Origin of the sequence: Paraburkholderia terricola (assembly GCF_900142195.1) — a bacterium.
Lineage (GTDB): Bacteria > Pseudomonadota > Gammaproteobacteria > Burkholderiales > Burkholderiaceae > Paraburkholderia > Paraburkholderia terricola.
Genome location: NZ_FRAB01000012.1, coordinates 18364 through 43023 on the forward strand (window position 1 = coordinate 18364; position 24660 = coordinate 43023).

The window sequence follows — 24660 nt, forward strand, 5'->3', positions numbered from 1 at the left end:
CTCAGGCGTCCTTCGCGATCATGTAGCCGAGGCCGCGCACGTTGCGGATCAGCTCCGCGCCGAGCTTCTTGCGCAGCGCGTGAATATAGACCTCGACGGTATTGCTGCCGATCTCCTCGCCCCAGCCGTACATCTTCTCCTCGAGCTGGCTCTTGGAGAGCACCGCGCCCGGCCGCGCGAGCAGCGCCTCGAGCAGAGCGAACTCGCGCGCCGACAGCGCGACCGGCGCGCCGTCGAGCGTCACCAGATGCGACGCGGGATCGAGCGTCACGTTGCCGTGACGGATGGTCGAATCGCTGCGGCCCGATTGACGCCGGATCAGCGCGCGCATGCGGGCGCCGAGTTCGTCGAGGTCGAAAGGTTTGACGAGGTAATCGTCCGCGCCGGCGTCGAGCCCTTTGACGCGATCGGCGATCGCGTCGCGCGCGGTGACGATCAGCACCGGAATCGCATGGCCGCGGGCGCGCAGCGTGCGCAGCACGTCCAGTCCGTCGCGCTTGGGCAGGCCGAGGTCGAGCAGCACCAGATCGTAAGGCTGGGCGGCCGCCGCGCTGAGCGCCGCTTCGCCGTCCTCCACCCAATCCACCGCGAAGCCTTCGCCGCGCAGCGCCTTGCGCACGCCCTCGGCGATCATCCGGTCGTCTTCGACTAGCAATATGCGCATGGCCCCAAGGCTCCAAACATTTGATGATGCCGCATTCTAGCCTTCGCTAGCGGCGCGCGCCGCGTGGCGCTTTTTCCACCGCAGCGCGGCGGCATGTCTCTACAATGTGCGCTTTGCGTCGCGCGGCCCGGTTCGCCTACGCGTGCGTTGCGTATGCGGCATGCGTCGAGCCGCCGCCTTTGCATCATCGGGTCGATGCGGCGCTCGCGAACGCGCCACGCAATCGCTGCACGAACGAATCGCGCGCTGCGTCGGCATTCACACGCTCGCTTGTTTGCCCCACGTGCCACACGTGCCCCACGCCCTGAAATCTTGCCTGCCCGCCCGTCCATGACGCTCGCTTCGTTGTCTTTTCTTGTCCGCGACGTGCTGCCGCGGTTATTCGCTTCGTCTGCTTTCGTGAACGCCAAGCCCCGCCGGTTCGCGCCGCGCACCGCGGCCCTGCTGCTTGTCTGCGCCGCGCTCGGCTGCGGCGGCGCGGCGCTGCCGCTTGCCGCCGAGGCTCGCGTCAAGGCCGCGCATCCGCGCGTCAACGTCACCACGGTGTTGCCGCCGCAGGTCATGGCCGGCTTGCAGCGCGCCCACGTGCCCTTGTCGTCGATCAGCGTGGTGGTGGAAAAAATCGGCGACCGCACGCCGATCGTCGCGCTCAACGCAGGCAAGCCGATGATGCCCGCCTCGACGATGAAGCTCGTCACCACTTACGCCGGCCTGTCGATTCTCGGCGCGGACTATCGCTGGCGCACGAACGCCTACGCGGACGGCAGCGTCGACGCCAACGGCGTGCTGCACGGCAATCTCTACATCCAGGGCACGGGCGACCCGAAGCTAGTGCCGGAAGAACTGATCGACCTCGTGCAGAAGATCCGCAAGGCGGGCATCACCGGCATCGACGGCGCGCTGGTGCTCGACAAGCGCTACTTCGATCCGTCCACGCGCGACCTGCCGCCCTTCGACGACGACGCCAGCGCGCCGTACAACGTCGGCCCCGATCCGCTGCTCTACGCGTTCAAGTCGCTGTCGTTCACGCTGACGCCTTCGTCCGACGGCAGCGTCGCGATCGACGTGCTGCCGGCGCTCGCGCAGTTGCAGATCGACAATCAGATGCGCGCGGTCAACGGCCCATGCCGCGGCGACGCGGCTTCGGTGTCGCCGTCCGTCGCGCCGCAAGCCAACGGCACGGTCATCGCGTCGTTCACCGGCGACTATTCGGTGCGCTGCGGCCCGCGCACCCTCAACGTCGCGGTGCTCGATCACTCCGCGTTTTTCGCGGGCGGCTTCCTCGCGCTCTGGCAGCAAAGCGGCGGCACCTTCAGCGGCGCGACCCGCGAGGGCGCGGTGCCGCTCGGCGCGCGCCTCGTCGCCATGCATCAGGGGCCGGTGCTCTCCGATATCGTTCGCGACATCAACAAGTTCAGCAACAACACGATGGCGCGCAACCTGTTCCTGACCATCGGCGCGGCCGAGGAAAAGCCGCCCGCCACGCCCGCCAAATCGGCGCGCGCGATCGAGGCGTTTCTACGCCGCGACAGCGTCGACATGGAATACCTGACGCTCGACAACGGCTCGGGCCTCTCGCGCGACGAGCACATCACCGCGCTCGCGCTCGCCGATCTGCTGCAGCGGGCCAACGCGAGCCCGGTCGCCCAGGTGTTCGTGGAGTCGCTGCCGATCGCGGGCGTCGACGGCACGATGCGCAACCGCTTGACCAACCGGGGCGCGGGCGGCAACGCGCACATCAAGACCGGCACCTTGCGCGACGTGCGGGCGATCGCGGGCTATGTGGCCTCGGCGGACGGCAACAGCTACGTGGTGGTCAGCCTCATCAACGATCCGCATTCGGAAGCGGCGCGCGCCGCGCACGACGCGTTGCTCGAGTGGGTGTACCAGGGACCGGAACAGGGCACGAGGCAAGTCGCGGCGCCCGTCACCGAACCGCGCGCTAAATCGGCCAGCGCGGCGGACGGCAAACCCAGGAAAAACCCGCGCAAACGCGGCGCCCATTGAGGATTCCTTCTAGCGAAGCCGCGCGCGCCCATGCCCTAAGCGTGTACGCTGTCGGGCAGTGTTCGAGGGGCGCGTAAAACACCCAACGCGGCGCGCGAGCCGCGCAGCCGCCACGGTAGCGAGGGCTCCTCAAACGATAACGACACCAACCGCCGCGGCACACGCGGCGCTCAGGGACCACGGAGGAAGACACGATGCAATTCGATGCCGAATTGCTGCTGCTCGCCATGGCGCCGGTCTTTCTCGCATGCATCGGCTGGGAGGCGTGGCATCTGCGGCGCACGCGCCCCGGCGCGCGGCTCTATAGCTGGCCCGACACGCTCTGCAACGTCGCGCTCGCGCTGATGCAGCAAGCCGCCGACAAACTCGCATGGCTCGCCATCATTCCCGTCTACGCGTTTGTCCACGACCATTACCGCGTCCACACCTGGCAGGCGAGCTGGGTGTCGTTCGCCGTGCTGTTCGTCGCGCAAGACCTGCTCTACTACGTGTTCCATCGTTGCAGTCATCGCGTGCGCTGGCTGTGGGCCGCGCACGTCGTGCATCACTCGTCGGAGCGGATGAATTTTTCCACCGCGTTCCGTCAGAGCCTGATGTATCCGGTCGCCGGCATGTGGCTGTTCTGGATTCCGCTCGCCGTGCTCGGCTTTGCGCCGACGCAGATCGTCGCCATCGTGTTGATCAATCTCGGCTTCCAGTTTTTCGTGCATACGCAGGCGATCGGCAAATTCGGCGGCAAGCTCCGCTGGCTCGAGTACGTGTTCAACACGCCGTCGATTCATCGCGTGCATCACGCGCGCAACGACCGTTATATCGACCGCAATTACGCCGGCGTGCTGGTGATCTGGGACCGGCTATTCGGCAGCTATGTCGAGGAAGATTCGCACGAGGCGCCGGTGTACGGCATCGTCGAACCGCTTCACACGTATAACCCGCTCAAGGCGACGTTTCACGAATGGACGTCGATGGCCGCGGACTTCGCGAGCGTGCGCGGCTGGCGCAACAAGCTGCGCGCGCTGTTCGCGCCGCCCGCGTGGGCCGCGGATTATCACGCGCGCCGCGCCGCGGGCCCGGCGTCAATCACCCTGGATACGACGATGAACGAACGCAATACGGCCGCGTTTCAAACGACGCGCAGACCGTAGAAGATTCTGTAAGCTGTCGTCACGCCGCCGACGCGGCGGGCGCTGCCTGCAACACATGGCATAGGGCCAGACATACGAGGAGATGAAGTCAAAATGAATCAAACAGCATCGAGGAAACAGCGGTGGTCGCGCGTCACGAAAGTCACGCTGGCCAGCACGGCGTTCGCGCTGCTTGCGGCGTGCGGCGGCGGCGATGACAACAACAATTCAAGCAGCACGCCTGCGGGCGGCGTGAAGTTGCAGATCGTGTCGTTCGGCGACAGCTTGTCGGACGTCGGCACCTATGCGCCGGTGATCCAGGGCAGCTTCGGCGGCGGCCGCTTCACGACCAATCCCGGTGAGGTGTGGACGCAGAAGGTTGCCGAATACTATGGCGACACGTTGTCCGCTGCGGCGCTCGGCGGCTTTGGTCAACCGCTCGTGAACACCTCCGGCTACGGCTACGCGCAAGGCGGCGCGCGCGTGGTGGACCCGAACGGTCCGGGGCACGCGGCGGCCGGACAACCGAGCTATGCGCAAGCCACCACCGTGCCGGTCGTCACGCAGGTGCAAAACTATCTGTCCGCTCACGGCAGCTTCAATTCGAATCAACTGGTGCTCGTGAACGGCGGCGCCAACGATATTTTCGTGCAACTCTCCGCGCTCACGGCCGCGATCCAGACCGACATCGCCGGCGGCATGGACGCGCAAACTGCGGTACTGAAGGAAACGCAAAACACGCTGGTGCCGGTGGCTGTCGCGCTAGCGCAGCAGGTCGGCGTGATTCTGCAGAACGGCGCAACGCACGTGGTGGTGGCGAACGTTCCGGACATCGGCAGCACGCCGCTCGCGCAGTCGTTGATCCCGACGTCGGGGCCGCTCGCGCCGACGTTGTTGTCCGGGATCACGAAGGTGTATAACGCCGCGTTCTTCGGTGCGTTACAGCAGGCCGGCATCTACAGCAAGGTCATTCCTATCGACGCTTACACATGGCAGGACACGCTGATGGCCAACGCATCGGCCAGCGGTTTTACCGTGACGAACACGGGCACGGCGTGTAATTTGACCGCGATGGCGGCGGCCGCCGCGCAGTACGGCGTACCCAATCCGTCGGCGTATGCGTCGTCGCTGTTCTGCTCGCCGCAAACCTACACGGTCGCGGGCGCGGATCAGACTTACATGTTTGCCGATACGGTGCATCCGACGACGCACGTGCATGCGCTGTTCGCACAGTACGTGCAGCAGCAGATCGCGGCTAGTGGGCTTGGCAAGTGAGGTGATTCAGGGCGCCGTGTGACGGCGTTGGTTTTTTATTCCGCGAACGCCTGGCTGGTTTCAAGCCAGGCGTTTTTCATGGTGTGCGCGAACCCGAAGCCGAATCTTAGCCCTGCGCTTCAAACGCAGCCGCGGCGCGGCCAAGCCGGTCATTGACGGCGATCCACTCGATCGTGTCCGGCAGTTTCTCGATGAGAATCCGCGCTACGTTCGCCCGATCCAACGCTCGCAGCAAACCGTACAACTCGCGCGCGTAAACGTGCGGATCCTCAGGCGCGGCAACGAAATGCACGCCTTCGGCGTCAGCCCAGCGTCCGGCACGCGAAGCGCGCGCCACCAACGCGACACGTTCGTCGGCTCGATCCGCATGACGCGCGGCAAGCAACGGCTCGATCGCCTCGAAAGGCAGCAGCGCCAACGGCGTGCGCGGCGCATAGTGCGCTTTCAGCGTACCCGAGGCGCGCGGCGCGGTCGCGTCGGAGCCATCCGGCAAGCGCGGCGCCTCGCCGAGCACGTCGGCGATATCTTGCGGCGTCACCCGCCCCGGTCGCAACAACGCGGGAAAGCCGCGCGACAGGTCCACGATCGTCGACTCGATGCCGACATCCGACGCGCCGCCATCCAGCACATGAATCGTGCCGCCGAACTCGTCGCGCACATGTTGCGCGGTGGTCGGGCTCACATGCCCGAACCGGTTCGCCGATGGCGCCGCCACCCCGCCATGTCCGTCGCGCAACGCGCTGAACGCCTCCAGCAAGGCCTGCGCCACGGGATGCGACGGACAGCGCAGCCCCACCGAATCCTGCCCGCCGCTCACCGCCGGATTGATCCGCGCGGCACGCTTCAGAATCAACGTCAGCGGACCCGGCCAGAACGCGTCGATCAAACGCTGCGCCTCGGCCGGCAAATACTCGACCCAATAATTCGGATCGCCTTGCGGCGCGAGATGCACGATCACCGGATGATTCGCCGGCCGGCCCTTCGCCGCGTAAATACGCGCGACCGCGTCCGGGTTCTCGGCGTCGCCGCCGAGTCCGTACACGGTCTCCGTGGGGAAGGCGACGAGACCGCCCGCGTCGAGCAGCGCCGCGGCCTGCTCGATCTGCGCGGCGGTGACGGGCAACGCGTTCGCCGCGCCCTCGGCCGGTTTCTGTTGATCGGGCATGGCGCGCGTCAGCTCGTTGCGATATGCAGAAGCCGCGCGCAATCGCGCGCCGCCGTGCGGGCTTCTTCGAGCGTCGCCGCCGTGAAGTTCACGTGACCCATCTTGCGGCCGCAACGCGCCTCTTCCTTGCCGTACAGATGCAGACGCGCCGCCGGCATCGCGGCGACTTCGTGCCATGGCGGCGTGGCCGCCGCGCGCTTCGGGCCGTCCGGAAACCACACGTCGCCGAGAATGTTCAGCATCACCGCCGGCGAATGCTGACGCGTGTCGCCGAGCGGCATGCCGGTCATCGCGCGCACCTGCTGCTCGAACTGGCTGGTCGCGCAGGCGTCGACGGTGTAATGGCCGGAGTTGTGCGGACGCGGCGCCATTTCGTTGGCGACGAGCGAGCCGTCTTCGAGAATGAAGAACTCGACGCACAGCACGCCCACATAGCCGAGCTTGTCGGCGATTTGCAGCGCGGCTTGCTGCGCTTGCGCGACGAGCGTCGCGCTGGCATCCGGCGCGGGCACGATGGTGTGCGACAGCACGCCGTCGCGATGCGTGTTCTGCGCGAGCGGATAGACCGCCGACGCGCCGCTCGACGCGCGCACGATCAGCGCGGACACCTCGAACTTCAGCGGCAAGCGCTTTTCCAGCACGCACGGGACGCCGCCGAGCGACGCATGCGCCTCGCGCACTTCGTCGGCATTGCGCACGCGAATCTGGCCCTTGCCGTCGTAGCCCATGCGAGCCGTCTTGAGGATGCCCGGCAGCACGGCTTCAAGCTTGGCGTCGTCGAGCGCGGCCAGCGCGTCCGACGATTCGATCACCACATGCGGCGCCACCGTCACGCCCGACGACGCGATAAAGCGCTTCTCGGCGATGCGGTCCTGCGCCACCGCCACGCAGCGGCCGGCCGGGCTGACGAACGTGGTTCGCGCGAGGAAATCGAGGCTCGCGGCCGGCACGTTCTCGAATTCGGTCGACACCGCGGCGCACAGCCGCGCGAGTTCGGTCAGCGACGCTTCATCGTCGTAAGCCGCGCGCAAGTGGCGGTCGGCGACCGCGCCCGCCGGGCTGTTTTCGTCGGGGTCCAGCACGGCGACGCGATAGCCCATCGCCTGGGCGGCAAAGCAGAACATGCGGCCGAGCTGGCCGCCACCGACCATGCCAAGCCATGCGCCGGGCAGAATCGGTGAAACCGGTGTGTTGTCTGGGTTCATCTTAGTGGTCGGTCGCGGCTGGCGCTTCAGCAGTCAAACTGCACGCCGGCCGGGGGTCAAACGGGGGACGTCTAAAACAATCGCCTTCGCGCTTACAGCGCAGGCAGCACCATGGCGTGAGCCGCCTCGTTCTGGCGCACACGGAACGCCGCCAGTTTCTCCGCATACTCCGCGCTCGTGCCGCTCAGGATCGACACCGCGAACAGCGCCGCATTCGCCGCGCCCGCTTCACCGATCGCAAACGTGGCGACCGGCACCCCCTTGGGCATCTGCACGATCGAATGCAGCGAATCGACGCCCTTCAGATACTTGCTCGCCACCGGCACGCCGAGCACCGGCACCGTGGTCTTGGCCGCCAGCATGCCCGGTAGATGCGCCGCGCCGCCCGCGCCCGCGATGATCGCGCGGATGCCGCGCTCGCGCGCGCTCTCGGCGTAGGCGAACATCTCGTCGGGCATGCGGTGCGCGGAGACGACCTTCGCTTCGTACGGCACGCCGAATTGCTGGAGAATCGCCACGGCGTTTCTCATCACTTCCCAGTCGGAACTGGACCCCATCAGCACGCCGACGACTGGCGCGGCATGCGTGTGGGCAGTCTGGACTTCACTCATGTTGCGGCTTCCTTGTTTCTTGAGAGCGCCCCGGACCTGTCGCTGCGCGCCTGGCCTTCAGGGGACTTCCTGCCGGAGCGAAAACCTGGGGCGGCCCGGCGTTTTCCCGCGCGGCGCGAGTCCACCCAGGCGCGCGTAATCAGGCCAGCTTGTGACCGGTCAGGCGTTCGAGCGCTTCCTGATACTTCTCGCCCGTCTTCGTCACCACGTCGTCGGGCAGCTTCGGCGCCGGCGGTTCCTTTTTCCACGACTGCGTTTCGAGCCAGTCGCGTACGAACTGCTTGTCGAACGAAGGCGGATTGGTGCCGACCTGATACTGGTCAGCCGGCCAGAAACGCGACGAATCGGCGGTGAGCGCCTCGTCCATCAGGTATAGCTTGCCGTGATTGTCGAGACCGAATTCGAACTTCGTGTCCGCGATGATGATGCCGCGCGTGGCCGCGTAATCAGCGGCTTCCTTGTACAGCTTGATCGAGATGTCGCGGATCGTGGCCGACAGTTCCGTGCCGATGCGGCGCTCCATCTCGTTGTAGGTGATGTTTTCGTCGTGGTGGCCCATTTCGGCCTTGGCCGCCGGCGTGAAGATCGGCTCGGGCAGCTTCTGCGCGTTCTGCAGGCCGGGCGGCAATTCCACGCCGCACACCGAGCCGGTGGCCTGGTAGTCTTTCCAGCCGCTGCCGGCCAGATAGCCGCGCACGACTGCCTCGACGAGAATCGGCTCGAGGCGCTTCACGACGACCGCCCGGCCCTTGACCTGCTCGACTTCGTCCGCGGCCACGACGGATTCGGGCGCCACACCCGTCAGATGATTCGGCACCACGTGCTTCAGCTTCTCGAACCAGAAGTTCGCCATTTCGTTGAGCACGCGGCCCTTGTTCGGAATCGGCTCGCCCATGATGACGTCGAACGCCGACAGACGGTCGGTCGTGACGATCAGCAACTGGTCGTTGCCCACCGCATAGTTGTCGCGGACTTTACCGCGGCCGAGCAGCGGCAGCGAGTGGAGCGTGGATTCGTAAAGGGTAGACATCGTCGTGGTTCGCTAAAAGTGAGGCAAAAAAGTGTGAGCGGAACAAAAGGGAAACGCCGTTCCCCGGATGATGCGGGAACGGCGATCTAACGACAACCTGGCCAAACGGCCAGGCGCAGAGCCAAAGCTTGACCCCGATGCAGCTTAACGGACGACTTGCGCGAGCTCGCCCGACTTGTACTTCTCCGCGATTTTATCAAGCGAAACCGGCTTGATCTTGCCGGCCTGGCCTTCGCAGCCGAATTGCGTGTAGCGCTCGATACAGATCTTCATCGCGGCTTCGCGCGCCGGCTTCAGGTAATCGCGCGGATCGAACTTGCCCGGATTGGTCGCCATGTAGCGGCGGATCGCGCCGGTGATCGCGAGGCGCAAGTCGGTGTCGATGTTGACCTTGCGCACGCCGTTCTTGATGCCTTCCTGGATTTCCTCGACCGGCACGCCGTAGGTTTCCTTCATGTCGCCGCCGAACTCGCGGATTTCCGCGAGCAGTTCCTGCGGCACCGACGACGAACCGTGCATCACCAGATGGGTGTTCGGAATGCGCTGGTGAATTTCCTTGATGCGCTGGATCGACAGGATGTCGCCCGTGGGCTTCTTGCTGAACTTGTACGCGCCGTGCGAGGTGCCGATCGCGATCGCGAGCGCGTCGCATTGCGTCAGCTTGACGAAGTCGGCGGCCTGTTCGGGATCGGTCAGCAGTTGCTCGCGGGTCATCGTGCCTTCCGCGCCGTGGCCGTCTTCCTTGTCGCCCTTCATGGTTTCCAGCGAGCCCAGCACGCCCAGCTCCGCTTCCACGGTGATGCCGATCGAATGCGCCGCTTCCACCACCTTGCGCGACACCTCGACGTTGTATTCGTAGGAAGCGACCGTCTTGCCGTCGGCTTCGAGCGAACCGTCCATCATCACGCTGGTGAAACCGCTGCGGATCGCCGCCATGCAGACCGCCGGCGACTGCCCGTGGTCCTGGTGCATCACGACGGGGATGTGCGGATAGGACTCGACCGCCGCTTCGATCAGGTGGCGCAGGAACGCCTCGCCCGCGTACTTACGCGCACCGGCGGAAGCCTGCATGATGACCGGTGCGTTGACCTTGTCGGCCGCCGCCATGATCGCCTGCACCTGCTCCAGGTTGTTCACGTTGAATGCCGGAAGGCCGTAGCCGTTTTCAGCGGCATGGTCCAGCAGTTGACGCATTGATACGAGAGGCATGCTGTAACTCCTTAGATTGAAACGAATTCTTATGCCGTCGGCATCTTTTGGGCGATTCGATCGCGAAGCAAGCTGCGCACCCTTTCGCTCGGTCGGCGCAGTTCGCGCAGCCTGGAAAGCGCGCGGCGCATCTACCTTCGCCCAAGCGCGCTGTTCGAGTCTGTGCGCCGCCTCTCGCGGGGCATGACAGCCTGCTTCGCTCGATCAAGCCTGTGCCGATCGAGCAGTCTGCTACTCGTCGCAGCGAATCAATACGGTTCGCCGACCCGCACGATCTTCAGCGTATTCGTGCCGCCGGCCTGGCCCATCGGCTCGCCGACGGTCAGCACCACCATGTCGCCGCGCGACGCGTAGCCCTTGCTCACCACGGTTTCCAGCGCCTGTTGCAACGCGGTGTCGCGGTCGGTGTTGGTGTCCAGATGCAGCGAGGTCACGTTGCGGTACAGCGCCATCGCGCGTTCGCTGCCGACGCGCGGCGTGAGCGCGAAAATCGGCACGTGCGTCCAGTGACGCGACATCCACAGCGCGGTCGAACCGGATTCAGTCAGCGCCACGATCGCCTTCGCGCCCAGGTGATACGCGGTGAACAGCGCGCCCATCGCGATGGACTGGTCGATGCGCGTGAACGTTCGATTGAGGAAGTCCTTGTCCAGCTCCGACTGTTCCGACTTTTCGGCTTCGATACAGATCGCCGCCATCGTCTCGATGGTTTGCACCGGGTACTTGCCCGCCGCCGATTCCGCCGACAGCATCACCGCGTCGGTGCCGTCGAGCACGGCGTTGGCCACGTCCGACACTTCGGCGCGGGTCGGCACCGGCGCGTTGACCATCGACTCCATCATCTGCGTGGCGGTGATCACGAACTTGTTCGATTCGCGCGCCATCCGGATCATGCGCTTTTGCAGCGCGGGAACCGCGGCATTGCCCACTTCCACGGCCAGATCACCGCGCGCGACCATGATGCCGTCCGACGCGTCGAGGATGCCTTGCAGCGCCGGAATCGCTTCCGCGCGCTCGATCTTGGCGATCATCTTCGGCTTGATGCCGTAGGGCGCGCCGGCGATGTTCGCCAGTTGGCGGGCCATTTCCATGTCCGTGGCGTTCTTCGGGAACGATACCGCGACAAAATCCACGCCGAGCGACATCGCCGTGCGGATGTCCTCCATGTCTTTCGCGGTCAGCGCGGGCGCCGTCAGACCGCCGCCCTGGCGGTTGATGCCCTTGTTGTTCGACAGATCGCCGCCGATCTTGACGGTGGTGTGAATCTCGTTGCCGAGCACGCGGACCACGTTCAGCACGATCAGGCCGTCGTTGAGCAACAGCACGTCGCCCGGCTTCAGGTCGCGCGGCAGGTCCTTGTAGTCGAGACCGGCGCGTTCCTGGTTGCCGAGTTCACAGTCGGCGTCGAGAATGAACGGCTCGCCGGCGACCAGCGCGACCTTGCCGTTTTCGAATTTGCCCACGCGGATCTTCGGGCCTTGCAGGTCCGCCATGATGGCGACTTCGCGGCCGGCCTGACGGGCCGCCTCGCGCACGAATTCGGCGCGCTGGCGGTGGTCGTCGGCGGTGCCGTGCGAGAAATTGAGCCGCACCACGTCGGCCCCTGCCTGAATCATTTGCAGGAGGATTTCCGGCGTGCTGGAAGCCGGTCCGATGGTGGCGACAATCTTGGTGGCGCGATGCATGAGTCTCCTCGTCTGGGTGAGATCGCTGGAAAGAGCGCTGCGAGTCGGATGCGGAGGCTGCGCACCGAAGGATGCTGCCAGGGGCTGCGCGCCGGTTGAAACCAGCGTCGCTTTATTGGATGAAGCGGTGTTCGATACGGGCACGCGGGGCGCCGGCGGGGGAGCGAGCACGGCCGTTTCGCCGAGAGTCCGCGCCGCTATCGGGGCGGCGGCGGAGCGCGCCGGGCGCTCCCCTGCCGATGCTGCCGCGGTGTTGCGCGGCGACTTGCCGCCGCGCGCCTTGGCGGACTTGACCGTGGGGGAGCGCGTCGCCACGTCAGGCCCGCGATTCGAGGATTTCGACCGCCGGCAGCTTCTTGCCCTCGAGGAATTCGAGGAAGGCGCCGCCGCCCGTCGAAATGTAGCTGACCTTGTCGTGAATGCCGTACTTGGCGATCGCCGCGAGCGTGTCGCCGCCGCCTGCGATCGAGAACGCCGGCGATTTGGCGATCGCCTCGGCCAGCGTCTTCGTGCCGTTGCCGAACTGGTCGAATTCGAACACGCCGACCGGGCCGTTCCACACGATCGTGCCGGCTTTTTCCAGTTGAGCGGCCAGCGCCTTGGCGGTTTCCGGTCCGATGTCGAGGATCAGGTCGTCGTCCTGTACGTCGGCGACGGCCTTGACTTCGGCCTTGGCGGTGGGCGCGAACTCCTTGGCCGTGACCACGTCGGTCGGGATCGGCACCGAGGCGCCGCGGGCTTTCGCGGCCTCGATGATGGCCTTGGCTTCGTTCACCAGATCGGCTTCGGCGAGCGACTTGCCGATCTTCAGACCCGCGGCCAGCATGAACGTATTGGCGATGCCGCCGCCGACGATCAACTGGTCGACCTTGTCGGCGAGCGACTTCAGAATGGTCAGCTTGGTGGACACCTTCGAGCCGGCGACGATCGCCACCAGCGGGCGCTTCGGCGCGCCCAGCGCCTTGCCGAGCGCTTCGAGCTCGGCGGCCAGCAGCGGCCCGGCGCACGCGACGGGCGCGTACTTCGCGATGCCGTGCGTGGTGGCCTCGGCGCGGTGCGCGGTGCCGAATGCGTCGTTCACGTAGACGTCGCAGAGCTTCGCCATTTTCTGCGCGAGTTCGTCGGAATCCTTCTTTTCGCCCTTGTTGACGCGGCAGTTTTCCAGCAGCACGACCGAGCCCGGCGCTACGTTCACGCCGTTCTCGACCCAGTTGGAGACCAGCGGCACGTCCCGGCCGAGCAAATCGGCGAGGCGTTTGGCGACCGGCGCAAGGGAATCTTCCGGCTTGAAGTCGCCTTCGGTCGGACGGCCCAGGTGCGACGTGACCATCACGGCCGCGCCGGCGTCGAGCGCGGCCTTGATCGCCGGCACGGAGGCGCGGATGCGGGTGTCTTCGGTGATGTTGCCTTGATCGTCCTGCGGCACGTTCAAATCGGCGCGGATGAACACGCGCTTGCCGGATAGCTTGCCTTCGGCGATCAGATCGGAGAGACGCAATACCTTGTTCATGGGCGTTTGTGTGCGAGTTGATGAGAAGGCGGTGGCGGACGACGCGCGGCGGGCGAGGCGCGACAAGCTTCAGCGCTTCGGCACGGCGGCGGCTCCACTGAATCGGGTGCCGGCGGCGGGGCCGCGGCTCGCGCGATGCAGCGGCGCGGTTATCCCGGAAACGGCCATTTTAACTGATCCTTACGGCCTTCTGACCCGCGGCGGGGCGTATGCCCCGTATTTGCCAGCCGCCCGGCCCGTGTCGCGACGCAGCATTTGCCGCCCGATCCACGCCCCTCAACTCACACGACGAGGCGCAGGACGGTGAACACGAGCATCCCGACGACGATCGTGCCAAGCATGGTGCGCCGCCACAAAAACCACCCGAGACCGGCTAGCGTCGCATAAAACTCGTGGTTGGACGGCGCGAACGAAAGACCTTCGGGCGTCGCCAGCACGTCGGGGAGCACGACGGCGGCCAATGCGGCCGCCGGCGCATAACGCAGCATCCGCTGCACGCGCTCCGGCAACACCGTGCGCTCACCACCGATTAGAAACATCGCGCGTGTCACGGCGGTGACCAGCGTCATGCCGAAAATGGCCAGCCAGATTTGCGTGGATGTCATCGGGAATCTCCGGCGCTATTGCTACGGATACGGCGCAGATCGGCGCGCTCGACCATCAGATCGGCGGCGCTGCCGGCCATGATCGCGGCGATCACCGCGAGCGGCAGCCCGAGCCGGTACGGCAGATCGAAGGCGAGCAGCGATACCACGCCCGCGACGCTGACCGCGACCAGCGTGGAGCGCGTCGCGATCGCCGCCACCATGATGGGCAGCAGCGCCAGCGTGCCGGCGAGGCCGAGGCCCCAGTTGTCGGGAATCATGCTCGCCAGCAAGATGCCGGCGACCGACGACACTTGCCACGACAGCCAACTGCACAGCGCCATGCCCCAGAAGTACGCCTCCTTGCCCGGCACGTAGCCGGTCGGGAAGCTCTTCTTCTGGAACAGCAGATAGATCACGTCGCCATTGAAGTAGCCGAGCACGATGCGCCGCCACATCGACAGATAGGAGAAGTGCGGCGCGAGGCCGACGCTGAAGATCACAAAACGCGTATTGACCATCGCGGCCGTGAGCAGCACGGTCCAGATCGGCAGCTTGGCGGCGAGCAGCGGCAGCACCGCCAGTTGCGACGAACCGGCGTAGCACAGCAGCGACATGGCGAGCGCCTGCGGCACCGTGAGCACCGACTTGCTCATCGCGATACCGGTGACGAGGCCCCACGAGAAAATCGCCATGAGCGTGGGCGAATACGCGCGCGCGCCCTCGATAAAGGCGCGGCGATCGGTATCGGACAAACGAGCGAGCATGAGGCGAAACGCGGACGCGAGGCGGCGCCGCAACGAAGGGGAAGTCGGCGCCAGGTCGTCAAGCACCCGCTGGCGCATCCGGATGTGAATTATGCGTGCGCCGAATTATAGCGCCCGAAGTGCGGCCAAATGCCCGTTTGGTGTGCAAAAGACGCTAAAATAACGCTCCTCGCATGACCCCACGAGAAAACGCCGGGCAGCCCCAGGTTTTCTTGTCCCCGCGCTTGTACCCGCGCTTGTCCCCCGCGGCCTCGCGCAAGGCGCCGGGTTCGAGGGCACTCACAAACGCACAACCGCACCTGCTGGAGAATCGTATGTCAATGGCCGACCGCGACGGCAAGATCTGGATGGATGGCAAGCTCATCGAGTGGCGCGATGCCAAGATCCACGTGCTCACCCACACGCTGCATTACGGCATGGGCGTTTTCGAGGGCGTGCGCGCCTACAAGACGGCCGACGGCGGCACCGCGATTTTCCGTCTGCAGGAACACACCAAGCGGCTACTCAACTCGGCCAAGATCTTCCAGATGGACGTGCCCTTCGACCACGAAACGCTCGCCGCGGCGCAGCGCGAAGTGGTCCGCGAAAACAAGCTGGAGTCCTGCTATCTGCGCCCCATCATCTGGGTCGGCTCGGAAAAGCTCGGGGTGTCGGCCAAGGGCAACACGATCCACGTGGCGATCGCCGCCTGGCCGTGGGGCGCTTACCTCGGTGAAGACGGCATCGCCAAGGGCATCCGCGTCAAGACCTCGTCGTTCACGCGCCATCACGTGAACGTGTCGATGGTGCGCGCGAAGGCGTCGGGCTGGTACGTGAACTCGATCCTCGCCAACCAGGAAGCGATCGCCGACGGCTACGACGAAGCGCTGCTGCTCGACGTCGACGGCTACGTGTCGGAAGGCTCGGGCGAGAACTTCTTCCTCGTCAACAACGGCAAGCTGTACACGCCCGATCTGTCGTCGTGCCTCGACGGCATCACGCGCGACACGGTCATCACGCTGGCGCGCGACATGGGCATTCCGGTGATCGAAAAGCGCATCACGCGCGACGAGGTCTATACCTGCGACGAAGCGTTCTTCACCGGCACCGCCGCCGAAGTCACGCCGATCCGCGAGCTCGACAACCGCACGATCGGCGCGGGCGCACGCGGCCCGATCACCGAGAAGCTGCAGTCGGGCTTCTTCGACATCGTGAACGGCAGGAGCGAGAACTACGCGCACTGGCTCACCAAGATTTAACGCGCGTTGCCCTGGCTTCGGCTGTTTAACGGCACAACGCCCGCACCCTGCATACAACGAGAAAGTCTCATGAGCGAAATCAAGGAAATGCCGCTGGTCGAACTGTCGGCGAAAGATTTGCCGGCGTACTGCCCGAACCCGGCCATGCCGCGCTGGAGCGCGCATCCGCGCGTTTTCATCGACGTCACGCACGGCGAGGCGCGCTGCCCGTACTGCAGCACGCGTTACAAGCTGCGCGACGGCGAAGTGGTCAAAGGTCATTAAGACCGAACGCCACCCACTGAGCAGCGGGCGCTGGCGGCGCGGCGCGCCCGGCTGGTCCCTCGCGGGATGGCAGCCGGGCTTTCCGCTTGCTGAGTTGCTGTCTGCTGAGTTGCTGTCTGCTGAGTTGCTGTCTGCTGAGTTGCTGTCGGCTGATTCACCGCCCGATCTACCGCCTGATCCATTGCGGATTCCACTGCCCGGTTCGCCGTTCGGCGAGCCGCGCGTGGCCTTTCAGCGGGCAACGGCGAACGTTAGGCGGCAGCCAGGGCAGAGGCAAACGCGGCTACGAGCGCCACACCGGGCGCGCGGGACGCAAGCCGCCGCCACTGCGCATCCGGCTTTGCGGAATGAGCGCCAGGCAGCTCACGGCAATTTCCCTTTTACCTATCCGAACGCCGCGCGCATGGCTCGCGCGGCGCTTCGACTGAACACCGGACACTCACTCTGATGCGTCGCGCGTTGGTTATCGCACCGAACTGGATCGGTGACGCATTGATGGCGCAGCCGCTGTTTGCGCGCCTCGCGAAATTGCACCCGCGCATGGTCATCGACGCGGTCGCGCCCTCCTGGGTCGCGCCCGTGCTCGAACGCATGCCGGAAATCCGCGACGTCTACGCCACCGACCTCGCGCACGGCAAGCTGCAAATGCTGCGCCGCTGGCAACTGGCGAGCGACTTGCGCGACGTCGGCTACGACGCCGCCTACGTGCTGCCGAACTCGCTCAAGTCGGCGCTGATTCCGTGGATGGCGGGCATCCGCTTGCGCATCGGCTATACCGGCGAAAGCCGCTACGGCCTGTTGAACGTGCGCCACGCCAATCCGCGCAAGGACGAGCGCCCGCCGATGGTCGACCAATACGCCGCCCTCGCCTACGCGCCCGGCGCGAAGGTCCCCGGCGATCTGCCGATGCCGCGGCTCGACGCCGATCCGAACGAAGCGGCGCGCGTCTCCGCGCGCTTCAATCTCGATACCCGCGTGCCGCTGCTGGTGTTCTGCCCCGGCGCCGAGTACGGTCCCGCCAAGCGCTGGCCGCCCGAGCATTTCGCGGCGCTCGCGCAAATGGTCGGCCAGTCGTTCCCGTACACGCAGATCGTCGCGCTCGGTTCGCCGAAAGATGCGCCGTTGGCCCAAGCGATCGCCGAGAAGGCGCCGAACGTGCGCAACCTGTGCGGCCAGACCGCGCTGGGCGAAGCGTGCGCGTTGATCTCGCGGGCCGGCGCGGTCGTCACCAACGATTCCGGTCTGATGCACGTGGCGGCCGCCCTGCGCCGGCCGCTGGTGGCGGTGTACGGTTCCACCGATCCGCGCCACACGCCGCCCTTGTCGGAGCTTGCGAAGGTACAATGGCTTCATCTCGAATGCAGCCCCTGTTTTCAGCGCGAGTGTCCGCTCGGCCATCTGAACTGCCTGAAGCAGTTGAGCGCCGAGCAGGTCTTCGGCGATTTGCGCGGCATGCTGCTCGCGCAACGCTGAGCCCGCTGACACTCGCACGCAACACCGCACGCCCTGAGCGCGTCGCGTCATGTTCGCGCCTTGCGGCGCGGGCATTCTGGCGCTCGGGTGCGATCGTCCGGTGCGCCGGACTGTCCCGCTGACCGCTGCCCCGCAACCGCGCGCCGCGCACAAGAGACTGACGAGCCATGCCACGTTTTGCCCATATCTTCGAAGCCGCCGCCGATACGCTGAACGCCTACTATCAGGCCGTCGCCGAGGTCAATATCGACAGCTTGATGGGCCTGTGGATCGATGAGGAGTTCGTCAGTTGCATCTGCGCCGACGGCTCGCATCTGCACGGTCTCGACAGCATTCGCGCCGGCTTGCAGATTCAGCTCGAAGCCGCGCCTGTTTCGATCGAACCGCTCGATATCCGCGTCTACGACAGCCTCGGCACCGTCGTCTACGCGATCGCCGAAGCGCATCGCCCGGCCGATCCCACCGCCACGCCCGCCATGGTGTTCACCACTTACGTGATGGTCCACGAGCGCGGCGAATGGCGCATCGCGCACATTCACGCAAGCCCGATGCCGAACGAGGCCGCCAGCCAGTTCGCCACGAAAATGCGGCATGGCCAGGGCTCGCTGCACTGACGCGCGCCTTGTTCCGTTTCATCTCCTGTTCGACGCCGGAATGAGCACGCCCCGCACGAAGTCCCCCGCCCCGAAGGAAGTGCTGCTGGGGCACGCCCCGAAGGCAGCCCCCTTGGGGAGTTGGGCGGCGACGCACGATCAATCCGCCGCTTCCGTCGCCGCCCGCGCCGCGGTCGCTGTCGACGCTGCTGTCGAACTGCTCTATCGCGCACCGCTCTGGCTGCCGAACCGCCATGCGCAGACCATCGTTCCGTCGCTGTTCGCGCGCCGCCCGGCGGTGACGTTCCGCCGCGAGCGCTGGGACACGCCCGACGGCGACTTCATCGACCTCGATTGGGTCGTGCACGATCCTGCCGGCAACACCGCTTCCGCCCCTCGGGCGCCTGCCGCCGACGCCCCGCTCTTCGTGCTGTTTCACGGCCTGGAAGGCAGCTCGGCGTCGCACTACGCGGCCACGCTGATGTCGGCCGCGCGCGAATACGGCTGGCATGGCGTCGTGCCGCACTTTCGCAGTTGCAGCGGGGCGTTAAATCTGTTGCCGCGCTTCTATCATCTCGCCGACAGCAACGAAGTCGATTGGATTCTGCGGCGCTTGCGGGCCGCGCATCGCGGGCCGATCGTCGTGGCGGGCGTGTCGCTCGGCGGCAATGTGTTGCTGCGCTGGCTCGGCGAGCGGCGCGACGATGCGGCGTCGGTTGTCTCGGCCGCGGCGGCCATTTCCACGCCGATCGACGTGCACGCCGGCGGACGCGCGCTGTCGCAGGGCTTCGGCATGGTCTACACACGCAGTTTCCTGAAGACGTTGAAGCAGAAGGCCGAGCAGAAGCTGGTCCAGTTTCCGGGCCTGTTCGACCGTGACGCGATGCTCGCGAGCCGCACGATGTACGAGTTCGACAACGTCGTGACCGCGCCGCTGCACGGCTTTCGCGATACCGACCACTACTGGAGCAGCGCGACCACGCGGCCTTTGCTGCCGCACATTCAGGTGCCGACGCTGGTGCTGAACGCGCGCAACGATCCGTTCCTGCCGGCTGCGGCGTTGCCGTCGCGGCACGACGTGTCGGCCGCGGTCGAACTCGATCAACCGAGGCACGGCGGCCACGCCGGCTTCATGACGGGGCCGTTCCCCGGCCGCATCGACTGGCTGTCGCGACGCGTGTTCGGCTACCTGGAGCGGCACGTCGATCATGGATGACATCGTCAGGCAGGCCCTCGCCAAGTGGCCCAATGTGCCGGGTTGCACAGGGTGGCTGATGCTGGACCGGCGCGGCAACTGGCGCATGCGGGACGAGGCGGCGCAGGCGAGCGGCTTGCCCGGTGAGCCGATCCGGCACGAGGCGCTGCTCGGATTCATCAATCGGAACTACGACGCCGACGAACACGGACAGTGGTTCTTTCAGAACGGCCCGCAGCGGGTTTATGTCGAGCTGGGCTATACGCCGTGGGTGGTGAGGTTGTCGCTCGATGCCGCCGGCGCGCTTTCGCTGACGGACCAGGCCGGCGGCGCGTTCGAGCCCTCGGCGGTATTCGTCGACGATGAAGGCGGGATCGTGTTTGTCGATGGCTCCGCGCCGCCGAAGGTCGCGGTTTTGCATGATCACGATCTGGAAATTTTCGCCGATCACGCCACGCTGACAGAGGATTCGACGGGCGGCGAGTTGCGCTGGAACAATGGGCTGGTCTTGCCCTTGCAACCGGTGCGGCGAGGCGAAGTCGCCGCGCGGTTCGGCTTTGTTGCCAGTCCGGCGGCGCGAGTCTAGGGTCTCGGCTCCGGCTGTTTGCTCCGCGCGAACTGTATCGCGGCTCCGCCGTTGAGCGGCAACGATGCCAACACGCCCCTAGCTCTTCTCGTCGAGCGGCAACGATGCCAACACGCCCCTAGCTCTTCTCGTCGAGCCGCTCCTCCTTATAGCGGCTCTCCATCTCATGCAGCCTCGCATCGACGGTTGCGAGGTCGTAGTAGCCAATCGCCTTCAAATCGCGCGCGTCCTTCAGTTGACGGATGGCCGATGGCCACGCCCCCTCGAGCGCGAACTTTTCCGCCATTGCGCGATGCTGTGTCAACGCATCGCCGCTGCCGGCGCTGGCCTGCGCGAGATACATCCACCAGGCCGGCTGGTCCGGTTGAGCACGCGTCTCCTGGCGGGCGAGGGCCTGCGCATCGGTAAAACGCCGCAACGTCAGCAGTGTGCGGATATGCATGTCGATGGCGGCATTCGACTGCGGCCAGCGCTTCTGCGCGAACTCGGCGAGACGAGCGGCTTCGTCGTTGCGACCGGCGCGCCGCGCGATATCGGCGGCCAGCACCTCGAGGCTCGGCGAACTGCGCGCGGGCTCCCCTGCTCCTTGCTCGCTCACGGCAAACGCCGCGCGCGAGGCAGCCAGCGACGCCGCCGCGTCGTCGTAACGGTCCAGCAGCATCTGTCCATAGGCGATGCCGTACCAGTTCGCGGCGACATTCACCGCTGTCCGGTCCTCGATCTCCGAGCGCAAGCGCGAAATTTCGTCCGCGTATTCGCCGCGCGAGCGATCCTGCAGCAAGCGCGCCCGCGCTCGCACGAAACCATATTCGGACGCTTGATGCGGCTGCCGGTACGGCGCGCGGCGCGCGCGGTCTTCCATGTCGGCGATCCGTTCGCCGGTCAGCGGGTGCGTGCGCGCATAGGCCGGGATGCCCGTGTCGCTCATCGACGCGCGATCGAGGCGGCCGAAGAAGCTCGTCATCGCATACGGGTCGTAACCGGCGCCGGCGAGCAGCAGAAAGCCGACGCGGTCCGCCTCGTGCTCGGCGGAACGCGAGAAACGCAACTGGTTGTCGATGGCATACGCCTGGCCGCCGATCGCGATCGCGCTGCCCAGGTCGCCGCTGTGCGCGAGCACGCCCGCCAGGACGCCGAACAGCATGCCGGCGAGCGCGGCGTAGGTGCTGCGCTCGCCGGCCGTGAGCATCCGCGAAATGTGCCGCTGCAAGACGTGGCCCATCTCGTGGCCGACGACGGACGCAAGCTCGGACTCGGTTTGCGTCGCCACGATCAAGCCGGTGTTGACGCCGATAAAACCGCCCGGCAACGAGAACGCGTTGATCTGCGCATCGCGCACCGCGAACAGATCGAAGTCCGGACGATAGCCGCCGATGTAGAGCGTGCTCGCCGCCGCGGCGAGTTTCGCGGCGACCGAGTTGAGGTAGTCGCGCACCAGCCAGTCGTCGAGATAGTCGGGATCGCGGCGCACTTCGCGCATCACGCGTTCGCCGAGTTTGCGCTCGGCCTGCGGCGTCAGCGAGTCTGAACCGCCGCTGCCGAGGTCGGGCAATTGCTGCGCGACGATCGGCGCGCGCCAGCCGGTGTTTGAACCGCCGCCCCGAAGGAAGTCCCGTTGGGAAAAGCGGCTCCGCGCGCCGCCATATACGCCGAACACGCCTTGCGCGATGCCGGGCGGCACGATCGGGTCCGGATAAGAATCGGCCGGGCCGCTCACCAACGGCGATTCCGCGGACTCCATGGTGCCGGGCGTGACATGGGACGCGGCATGCGATTGCGCGAACGCGCCCGGCGGCGCGGCGAGCGCAACGGACAACAACGTGGCAAGAAAGCGTTTGAGACGCATCGCGAGATCGGTATGACGAAGTCGAAAAGCGACGCCCGCCGCTCGGACTAAGATAGCGGGCATGGGGTCATTGTAGTCAGTCGCCGCAGTGCTTCGGACAGTTTGGCTGATCCAGGCCGCAGACACCTCGCTACGAATCCCCGCCCCGGCGCGCTGCTATGATAGGCGCCCTCTGAAGGAGCCCAACCATGCCTGAACTCACTCATTTCGACGCTGCCGGCCAGGCGCATATGGTGGACGTCGGCGGCAAGCAGGAGACCAAGCGCATCGCCATCGCGCGCGGCTCGATCCGCATGTTGCCGGAGACGTTCGCGGTGATCCGCGACGGCAACGCGAAAAAAGGCGACGTCATCGGCATCGCGCGCATCGCTGCGATTCAAGGCTCGAAGCGCACCGCCGATCTCATCCCGCTCTGTCATCCGCTTGCGCTGACGCGCGTCAAGGTGGACTTCGAACTCGACGGCACGCTACCCGGCGTGCATTGCACGGTTCAGGTGGAAACACTCGGACGAACCGGTGTGGAGATGGAAGCGCTGACCGCCGTTCAGGTTGGGCTGCTGACGGTGTACGACATGTGCAAGGCGGTGGATCGCGGGATGACGATCACCGATGTGAAGGTGCTGGAGAAGCACGGCGGGAAGTCGGGGGATTGGGTGGCGAGGGGGTGACGACGCCCCGCTCACCTCTGCGGCGTATGAACGACAGCGCGGCTCAATCTTCCTCGCTCTCGTCGTCCTGATTGACGTCGTGCGGCGGCATGCCATAGCGCTTCATCAATTCCGCCTTGAAACCGGTCAGCGTCTTCTGCTCGTCGCACAGTTCGTACAGATAGCTCAATTGCGACGGCCAGTCTTTCAATTCCTCGGCGAAGATTTTCAGGCGTTCGACGGTGTCGAATGCCGCCGCCGCATCGCCGCTCAGCGCCTGCAATACCGCATAGCGGCGCAGCACCGTTTCGCCCGGCAAGAGCGCCATCGCCTGCCTGTGCATGGCGAGCTTGTGCTGCAGGTCCATCGAATTCATCGGCAGCAACGTCGCGAGACCGTAATCGCCCCACGCCCGAAAGAGGAACGACGGGTCCGCGCGATACTGCTCGGCGGGACGCGCGCCGTAATACAGCACCTCGGCGCGCGCGTAGTCGCGATACACCGGATAGAGCGCCGCGAGGCCGCCGAACACCACCACCACAAACGCGCCGAACGACAGACGCCCGGGCACGAGCCGCAACGGCCGCGTCTCCAGCAAGCCGAACACGAACATCGCCGGCAGCAGAAAGAACATGTACTGCTGCGGATATTCGACTAGCGCATGCATCACCAGCACGCCGATCAGCGCGATGCCGAACACGCGCGCGGCAGTTTGCGGCGCACGCACTACGCGCACGAGCCACGTGACGAGGCCGAACAGCACGATCGCGAGGCCGATCAAGCCGGTCTTGGCGAGCAGGTCGATGAAAATGTCATGCGAGTTGTTGGCGATCTCGACGCCGCCCAGCGTCTTCGCGAACTCGTATTGATAGCTCGGGAATTCGCCCCAGCCCACGCCTAGCAGCGGATGCGTCTTGAACATCGTCCAGCCGTACTTCCACAACGCGAGGCGCGGCGCGATCTGGCCGGCGTCCTTGAAGCGGTCGGCCGCGGATTGCCCGAGCTCCAGGTGATAGCGCACATTGGCCCAGCGGATCAAAGCATTGATCGCGAAGAACAGCACCGCCAGCACGATCGGGATGATCCATTCGCGGTTGCCGCGGCGTAACTGAGCGTGATCGCGCGTCTGTGCGAACGCCATCCAGAAACCCGCCACCACGAGCACGCCCATCTGCAGCCACGGACCGCGCGAGACGGTCAACGCGAGTCCAACCGCGAAAATCGTCGACACCAGCAGCCAGATGCCGACGGCGATGCGCCGCGTCTGCACGAGATACAGCGCCCCCGCCATCGCGAACGCGATGTAGGTGGCGAGGTGGTTCGCCTGCGCCATATTGCCGAACGGCCGGCGCTCGGTGGTCACGTTATAGGCGACGACGAACGGCGACACGCGCACCTCGAGATGAAACAACTGGATCAGCTGACAGAACACCGCGAACAGACCGCCCACGATCAATGCCCCGGCCGCCCAGCGCAGCGCCGTCTCATTGAGCTTCGCGCGCGTGAAACCGTAGCCCGCATGCGTCGCCATGAATGCGGCGAGCAGAAAGCCGCCGCCGAGCCAGTTCATCGACGGCTGCGCGACCGGCAGCAACACCGATTGCGCCACCAGCAGCAGCCCGAACAGCAACGGTACGAGCGCGACGACGGGCGATGCGAATGAAATGCGCGGTGTCGCGCTGACGAACAGCAGCACGACACCCGCGCCGGTCAGCAGATACAGCGCGAGCGCGGTGAATTCAGCGTAGAACGTCGGGATCGGATACGTGTGGTTGACAACTGCATACGGCAGCACCAACGCGAGAGCCAACAGAACGAGAGAGAGGTAGCGCGCGAATGGGGTGGGCATCGAGTAACCGGTGGGCGTCAGCAACCGGCGCACTATACAAAAAAATCCTCCCGCTGTGCGCCGGCCGAGCTGAAATATGCCAAAAATCAGCGTTTTACGTCGATGTGCTCACTCATCCATCCGATTCGCGTCG

General features: G+C 65.8%; 22 protein-coding genes. 10 read left to right on the plus strand and 12 right to left on the minus strand.

Annotated elements, in window-relative coordinates:
- Position 1: 1 nt before the first annotated feature.
- Positions 2-664, minus strand: a complete 663-nt coding sequence (locus tag BUE39_RS12680; protein ID WP_073429023.1) for a response regulator — start codon at positions 662-664, stop codon at positions 2-4.
- Positions 665-994: 330 nt separating this feature from the next.
- Here BUE39_RS12680 and dacB point away from each other — a divergent pair, with 330 nt between their 5' ends.
- From dacB to BUE39_RS12695, 3 genes are all read left to right on the plus strand, one after another.
- A complete protein-coding gene (gene dacB, locus BUE39_RS12685; protein ID WP_073429024.1) occupies positions 995-2671 on the plus strand; it encodes a D-alanyl-D-alanine carboxypeptidase/D-alanyl-D-alanine endopeptidase in 1677 nt (558 codons plus the stop codon).
- 194 nt (positions 2672-2865) lie between these two features.
- Positions 2866-3816 carry a sterol desaturase family protein gene (locus tag BUE39_RS12690; protein WP_073429025.1) on the plus strand — a complete coding sequence of 317 codons (951 nt, stop codon included), beginning with the start codon at positions 2866-2868 and terminating at the stop codon, positions 3814-3816.
- Between the two features lie 93 nt (positions 3817-3909).
- Positions 3910-5070 carry an SGNH/GDSL hydrolase family protein gene (locus BUE39_RS12695; protein WP_073429026.1) on the plus strand — a complete coding sequence of 387 codons (1161 nt, stop codon included), beginning with the start codon at positions 3910-3912 and terminating at the stop codon, positions 5068-5070.
- 106 nt (positions 5071-5176) lie between these two features.
- Here BUE39_RS12695 and BUE39_RS12700 read toward each other — a convergent pair whose 3' ends face one another.
- The 9 genes from BUE39_RS12700 to BUE39_RS12740 all read right to left on the minus strand — a co-directional run bounded on the left by BUE39_RS12700 (position 5177) and on the right by BUE39_RS12740 (position 14836).
- Positions 5177-6235: an L-threonylcarbamoyladenylate synthase gene (locus tag BUE39_RS12700; protein ID WP_073429027.1), complete on the minus strand. Its 1059-nt coding sequence runs from the start codon at positions 6233-6235 to the stop codon at positions 5177-5179.
- Positions 6236-6243: 8 nt separating this feature from the next.
- Positions 6244-7440 (minus strand): 5-(carboxyamino)imidazole ribonucleotide synthase, encoded by a 1197-nt coding sequence (locus BUE39_RS12705; RefSeq protein ID WP_073429028.1) that lies wholly within the window; start codon positions 7438-7440, stop codon positions 6244-6246.
- A 92-nt stretch (positions 7441-7532) separates the two neighbouring features.
- On the minus strand, positions 7533-8051 hold the full coding sequence (gene purE, locus BUE39_RS12710) for a 5-(carboxyamino)imidazole ribonucleotide mutase (RefSeq protein ID WP_073429029.1): 519 nt from the start codon (positions 8049-8051) through the stop codon (positions 7533-7535).
- A gap of 139 nt (positions 8052-8190) precedes the next feature.
- Positions 8191-9081: a phosphoribosylaminoimidazolesuccinocarboxamide synthase gene (locus tag BUE39_RS12715; protein WP_073429030.1), complete on the minus strand. Its 891-nt coding sequence runs from the start codon at positions 9079-9081 to the stop codon at positions 8191-8193.
- Positions 9082-9225: 144 nt separating this feature from the next.
- Positions 9226-10290: a class II fructose-bisphosphate aldolase gene (gene fba, locus BUE39_RS12720; RefSeq protein ID WP_073429031.1), complete on the minus strand. Its 1065-nt coding sequence runs from the start codon at positions 10288-10290 to the stop codon at positions 9226-9228.
- A 248-nt stretch (positions 10291-10538) separates the two neighbouring features.
- Positions 10539-11975 carry a pyruvate kinase gene (pyk, locus tag BUE39_RS12725; protein ID WP_073429032.1) on the minus strand — a complete coding sequence of 479 codons (1437 nt, stop codon included), beginning with the start codon at positions 11973-11975 and terminating at the stop codon, positions 10539-10541.
- A gap of 316 nt (positions 11976-12291) precedes the next feature.
- Positions 12292-13485 carry a phosphoglycerate kinase gene (locus BUE39_RS12730; protein WP_073429033.1) on the minus strand — a complete coding sequence of 398 codons (1194 nt, stop codon included), beginning with the start codon at positions 13483-13485 and terminating at the stop codon, positions 12292-12294.
- A gap of 281 nt (positions 13486-13766) precedes the next feature.
- The gene (locus BUE39_RS12735) at positions 13767-14090 is read right to left on the minus strand and encodes an AzlD domain-containing protein (protein ID WP_073429034.1); all 324 of its coding nucleotides are present in this window, start codon (positions 14088-14090) and stop codon (positions 13767-13769) included.
- The gene (locus BUE39_RS12740; protein ID WP_073429147.1) at positions 14087-14836 is read right to left on the minus strand and encodes an AzlC family ABC transporter permease; all 750 of its coding nucleotides are present in this window, start codon (positions 14834-14836) and stop codon (positions 14087-14089) included. Before BUE39_RS12740 ends, BUE39_RS12735 begins: the two co-directional genes overlap by 4 nt.
- Positions 14837-15150: 314 nt before the next feature.
- Between BUE39_RS12740 and BUE39_RS12745 the strand changes: the two genes are divergently transcribed.
- From BUE39_RS12745 to BUE39_RS12770, 6 genes are all read left to right on the plus strand, one after another.
- Positions 15151-16074, plus strand: coding sequence for a branched-chain amino acid transaminase (locus BUE39_RS12745; RefSeq protein ID WP_073429035.1), 924 nt, complete (start codon positions 15151-15153; stop codon positions 16072-16074).
- Between the two features lie 69 nt (positions 16075-16143).
- A complete protein-coding gene (locus tag BUE39_RS12750) occupies positions 16144-16338 on the plus strand; it encodes a zinc-finger domain-containing protein (protein WP_064268765.1) in 195 nt (64 codons plus the stop codon).
- Between the two features lie 447 nt (positions 16339-16785).
- Complete coding sequence (waaF, locus tag BUE39_RS12755; RefSeq protein ID WP_073429036.1) at positions 16786-17811, plus strand: lipopolysaccharide heptosyltransferase II; 1026 nt, start codon at positions 16786-16788, stop codon at positions 17809-17811.
- 167 nt (positions 17812-17978) lie between these two features.
- On the plus strand, positions 17979-18425 hold the full coding sequence (locus BUE39_RS12760; protein WP_073429037.1) for a nuclear transport factor 2 family protein: 447 nt from the start codon (positions 17979-17981) through the stop codon (positions 18423-18425).
- A 40-nt stretch (positions 18426-18465) separates the two neighbouring features.
- Entirely contained in the window at positions 18466-19620 is a 1155-nt protein-coding gene (locus tag BUE39_RS12765; RefSeq protein ID WP_167363283.1) for a YheT family hydrolase, read from the plus strand.
- Positions 19613-20185 (plus strand): DUF2946 family protein, encoded by a 573-nt coding sequence (locus BUE39_RS12770; RefSeq protein WP_073429039.1) that lies wholly within the window; start codon positions 19613-19615, stop codon positions 20183-20185. The genes BUE39_RS12765 and BUE39_RS12770 overlap by 8 nt, the downstream gene beginning before the upstream one ends.
- 118 nt (positions 20186-20303) lie before the next feature.
- Here the strand turns inward: BUE39_RS12770 and BUE39_RS12775 are convergent, their stop codons facing one another.
- Positions 20304-22031: a M48 family metalloprotease gene (locus BUE39_RS12775; protein WP_073429040.1), complete on the minus strand. Its 1728-nt coding sequence runs from the start codon at positions 22029-22031 to the stop codon at positions 20304-20306.
- Between the two features lie 188 nt (positions 22032-22219).
- On the opposite strand from BUE39_RS12775, the gene moaC reads away from it, so the two are divergent.
- Positions 22220-22699, plus strand: coding sequence for a cyclic pyranopterin monophosphate synthase MoaC (moaC, locus tag BUE39_RS12780; protein WP_073429041.1), 480 nt, complete (start codon positions 22220-22222; stop codon positions 22697-22699).
- Between the two features lie 43 nt (positions 22700-22742).
- On the opposite strand, the gene BUE39_RS12785 is transcribed toward moaC, so the two are convergent.
- Positions 22743-24527, minus strand: coding sequence for a PglL family O-oligosaccharyltransferase (locus BUE39_RS12785; RefSeq protein ID WP_073429148.1), 1785 nt, complete (start codon positions 24525-24527; stop codon positions 22743-22745).
- Positions 24528-24660: the final 133 nt, after the last annotated feature.